At 52.0% G+C, this 4812-nt stretch carries 3 protein-coding genes and 1 pseudogene; 3 read left to right on the forward strand and 1 reads right to left on the reverse strand.

Annotated features, from left to right (window positions below; translation table 11 throughout):
- Positions 1-480, reverse strand: a pseudogene (locus tag ABYT30_RS15605) (DNA ligase); the annotation flags it as partial.
- Positions 481-655: 175 nt separating this feature from the next.
- On the opposite strand from ABYT30_RS15605, the gene ABYT30_RS15610 reads away from it, so the two are divergent.
- From ABYT30_RS15610 to ABYT30_RS15620, 3 genes are all read left to right on the forward strand, one after another.
- A complete protein-coding gene (locus ABYT30_RS15610; protein WP_373097419.1) occupies positions 656-2383 on the forward strand; it encodes a flagellinolysin in 1728 nt (575 codons plus the stop codon).
- A 93-nt stretch (positions 2384-2476) separates the two neighbouring features.
- A complete protein-coding gene (locus ABYT30_RS15615) occupies positions 2477-3868 on the forward strand; it encodes an alkaline phosphatase PhoX (protein WP_373097420.1) in 1392 nt (463 codons plus the stop codon).
- Positions 3869-4036: 168 nt separating this feature from the next.
- Positions 4037-4812, forward strand: a 776-nt coding sequence (locus tag ABYT30_RS15620) for a hypothetical protein (RefSeq protein WP_373097422.1), incomplete at its 3' end; no start/stop codon positions are given.

Genomic DNA, 4812 nt, shown 5'->3' on the forward strand with positions numbered 1-4812 from the left:
CAAGGCGAGATAGGGGGAGGTGATTTGTGAAAACACGCGGTGCATTGCTGTTAAACGATGGTCGAAGTCCCCTGCTTCACTGGGCATATCAAACACCATAAAGCGGACTTCTCGCCATTGCCCAGGGTCGGGATTTTGCCGCCGTACGGCGCCAGATACCTCAGCAAAGCGCTTGCGACCCATCCACAGTTCGCCATCGAGGGGAATTGGGGGGAAGTCTGCAGTAAACCACGTCGGCGCCGAAAAGTGCTTGCCCTGTCGAGAGATAAGCTGCGTGCCGTCCCAGTAAGCTCTTACCCCGTCAAGCTTTTCGCTAACCCAATAATCACTTAAGACGATGTCTTGATGATAAGGCTTTGCCTGCATTAGCGAGGGTTTATTTAGCCGATATTCGCTGACTGCGCCGGTTTGGCTCTGAGCTGCGCTGCTGTAGAGCAAGGTTAATAACAAGAGTAGGGGTAAAGTTGGCTTGATAAGCATAGTTGATCACTCCTTGATCAGTTGGCCGATCCTTCGGCGTATTTTGACGATTTTACGTAAAAATTGTCTACGAGAAAGTGCTTGAATGAAATTCTTGAAAATAACACTAAAGTTATGCGGCGATCGGCCGATCTATTAACTGAGAAATTGCCCTCATAAGAGGAGTCGGCCGCCGATGGCATTGTCGATTAATACGAATTTTGCCGCATTGAACGCCGCGCGCAATTTACAGAGCTCCGAGACTTCGCTGGTGCGCGCGCAACAGCGATTATCGTCTGGACTTCGTATTAATAGCGCCCGCGACGATGCGGCGGGCTTGGCGATATCAACACGCTTTACCACTCAAATTCGTGGTCTTGATCAGGCCGTACGCAATGCCAACGACGGTATATCTATGCTGCAGGTAGCCGAAGGGGCATTGGGCTCGGTGACTGATGCCATGCAGCGTATTCGCGAATTAGCCGTGCAGGCCGTTAACTCAAGTAATAGCGATAGTGACCGACAGGCACTGCAAAGCGAAGTAGATCAGCTGCGCAGCGAAATCGACCGGGTCGGTAGTCAAACCCGCTTTAACGGTCAAAATGTATTTGCCTCGGCAAGCAGCAGTGTCTTAGGCGATAGTGACCAGCTGGCAGTGATCGATGGTCTTCGCTCCGGCTGGCTATCTCAGTCAGAATCCCTTATTCAGGATTATTTTGGGCTCACCGCTGATGGCGATGGTATAAGTATCGAATTAACTAGTTTTTCAGACGGTGCTAGCGGCACAGCAGCGAGAGTAACTGGTACCACGGGTGGTGGCTCAGGCAAGCTTAATAACGTTACTCTGCAAATTGATATGGCTGATTTCACCCCGCCAAATTTGCCTGATGGCGGTACAGAGCCCTTCTATAACGATCGAATTATTGCACATGAAATGGTACACGCGGTGATGTACCGCAGTGTGAATATGGCGTCTTTTGTCAGCGCGGGGAATCAACAGTGGTTCCTTGAAGGTGCCGCTGAATTGATTCATGGTGCTGATGAGCGTGTGGCTAGCTCCGTTGGGTCATTGGGTGTTGCTGGACTTGCGGGGATAGCTGATGATCTTGACGGTGCCTGGGGTGGCAGTAGTGATGAATACTCAGCTGCCTTTCTCGCTGTGCGAAAATTGCACGATGAGATCAAAGCTGCGGGCGGTGAAGGCATTAAAGATGTTATGAATTACCTCACCAATAACTTAAATGAAGGCCTTGATGACGCAATCAATTCGGCGACTAAGGGCAGCTACACGTCAGCGGATAATTTCTTAAATACAGCTTTTGATACGGCGAATGCTCAAGCTTACATACAGGGTTTGGTAGATAATGGTTCTTTAGCCGATAGCGACACTGGTGCGATTGGTGGCGCTAATGTCGATGGTGGAGCGGTTCGTACCGCGCAAACGGTAATTGCCAATTATGCTACTCGTAATGGGGCTGATCAACTCGCTGGCTTTGCCGAAACGTGGGAAGATGCAGAGGTCAGTGTTGTTGCCAGTAATAAAAAAGATTTTCAGCTCGGAGCCAATGTTGGCGAAGTAGTCGGGGTTGATATTGGCGCGATGAACGCCGCTGCGCTAGACTTGGGCGACCTTAGTTTGCTTGATGCCGCCAATCAGGTAATTAGCAAAATGGATCGTGCGTTGGACTATATCTCCACGCAGCGCGCTAATATTGGCGCTCAGTTAAACCGATTCGAATCAACGATTGCTAATCTGCAAACCTCCTCAGAAAACCTCACTGCCAGCCGTTCGCGTATTCTTGATGCGGATTTCGCGAAGGAAACCGCGACCTTAGTCAAAGCGCAAATTTTGCAGCAAGCTGGTGTCGCAATCACTGCGCAAGCCAATGCACTGCCACAGTCAGCGCTGGCATTACTTCAGTAGGTATTGTTTCTGCCTTACCGATCTGACTGTCATCATCTGTTAATAAACATCGTGCAGTATATGTATCTTTTATTACGCACGATGGGGTTTGGAATGTCGGATGTTGTATCGCCAATACGCGGGTTAAGCCGAAGAAATTTACTGCGCAATGCCTTTTACCTTTCCACTGCCACCGCGGCGGCACCGTTGCTGTCGGCCTGTGGTGGCACTAAGAGCCGCGCGGTGACGAGTAACTCAACACCTGGCGCGCCAGAGCTATTTATTCCCCAGGGGCCGCTCGCCAATATTGGTGAGCTAAGTCTCGATCCGCTGACCCAAATAAGAATTCCTGAGGGCTTTTCTGTGCGAGCGGTCGCGCGTTCCGGCTTACCTGTTGTGACGCCTGGCGGTGGATCACCGATTACCCTTGGTTTTAATTGGCATGTATTTCCCGATGGCGGTGCAACCTACGCGCTCGCGGATGGGGGTTGGGTCTACACCTCTAACTCCGAGGTGCCGGCCGTTGCCGCTGGCGGTTGTAGTGCCATCAAGTTTAACGCGGCTGGCGAAGTTGTTGACGCCTATCCTATTTTGACTGGCACAACTCAAAATTGCGCCGGAGGTAAAACACCTTGGCAGACCTGGGTTTCTTGTGAGGAAACCGATTCCGGTGTGTGCTGGGAGTGCGATCCGTTTGCTGAAAGTCAGGGCGTCGCAAAACCCTCTTTAGGCTTGTTCGCTCATGAAGCCATTGCGGTCGACCAAGACAAGGGGGTTATCTATCTCACTGAAGACAATAGCAGTGGCCGCTTTTATCGCTGGGTTGCCGACGCAAACGATATAGACCCAAATACAGGGCGAATAGCCATGGAAGCTGGCACCTTACAGGTAATGAACCTTGTCGGTTTTGAAAATGGCGGTTACCCAGAAGCTGATGCACAGTTGCGTGAGCTTCGTGCCGTGACGTGGGTAGATGTGATTCGGCCGTCTGAGCCCCAGAGCACGGTGCGCGATGAACTTGCGGCGGCAGCGCAATCAGTGCCGGGTACACGGTTTAACGGTGGCGAAGGCCTTTGGTATTACAGTTTACCTGCTGGGATAAATCACACGCCGCGCGGCGGCAGTGTACCCACAAGAGGTATCGTCTTTTTTACCTGCAAGGGTGATAACCGAGTGTGGGCGCTGGATGTTGAAAATCAGTTGGCGGAACTTATTTTCGACAACGAGCAAATTGAGCCTGATTTTAAGGATGTCGATAACTTAACGGTCAGCCCATGGGGCGATGTCGTTGTTGCCGAAGATCCGCCGTCGGAACACTATTCACGCATCATGGTGCTGTTGCCTAATGCTACATGCGTAGTATTGGTGCAGTGTGAACACCCCGGCTCTGAAATTTGTGGGCCCGCCTTTTCGCCTGACGGCCGTAAGCTCTATTTTAGCTCGCAGCGTCGCGGGCTCGGCGAGACTTATGAGCTAACCATCCCTGACTCTCTCATATTTGGGTGAAGTATAATTACGATGTAATTCTGGGCCTTGCGGTGCAGGGGATAATGTCCTCGGCACCCAGTTTGCGCCGCACCGCGTTAGTCTGGTGAACATGGTGTTTATTTGTTTGCGCGCTGGGTAGTGTAAGATGTCGAATACTCGCGGGCAGCAAGCAATCAAAAGGTAGGAATGAGTTTACTTAGAATTCGTGCAGGGCAGTCTGCACTGGAGCAAATCCAAAAGCAGGGGCTAAGCCCAGCAGATATTGGCGCGGTATTTGGCGCCTCTGGCGCGGCGAAGTGGTTGGCTATTTATGGGCTCGATCGCGCCATTTTTTCAGATTGGCTGGCAGATGCAGAGCATCCCATCAATCTCTTTGGAACATCCGTTGGCGCTTTTAAATTAGCTGGTGCGTGTCGCCAAAATCCAGGTAAGGCGCTAGACGATTTAGCCCATGCCTATATAGAGCAATCCTATCCCAACGGTATCAGTGCCGATTTCATTGATGTCGAAACCCAGCGTTTATTGGACGCGGTGGTTGACCCTGCGGGGGTGGAGGAGATTCTTGCTCATCCTGTGTTCCGTTATCACTGTGGCACAGTATTGGGTAAAGGCTTGCTGGCGAGTTCCTCGGTGGCGAGGCAGAAATACGCAATGGCATTGGCTTTCACCTTAAACGGGTTTGGCCGCAATATTCATAGACGCGCCATGCAGCGCGTTATTTTTGCTGACGCTAGGGCCGACGCCGCCCTCGGTGGCCGGGACGCCTACGCGAGCCACCGAGTGCTTTTAAACCCTGAGAACTTGCGCTCGGCGGTGATGGCATCTGGCTCGATTCCAGTGGTAATGCACGGGGTTAGCGATATCGCCGGCGCACCCGCAGGAATGCACCGCGATGGCGGCTTACTCGATTACCATCCCGTGCCAGGGAATGTGTGGCAGGGTGAGGGCCTAGTGCTATACCC

It is taken from the genome of Zhongshania sp. (assembly GCF_041623545.1).
Classification (GTDB): Bacteria; Pseudomonadota; Gammaproteobacteria; order Pseudomonadales; family Spongiibacteraceae; genus Spongiibacter.

What these genes read in the sequence shown, in the direction of transcription:
- ABYT30_RS15610 (WP_373097419.1), top strand. Translation starts at nt 656, where the DNA reads ATGGCATTGTCGATTAATACGAATTTTGCCGCATTGAACGCCGCGCGC.
- ABYT30_RS15615 (WP_373097420.1), top strand. Translation starts at nt 2,477, where the DNA reads ATGTCGGATGTTGTATCGCCAATACGCGGGTTAAGCCGAAGAAATTTA.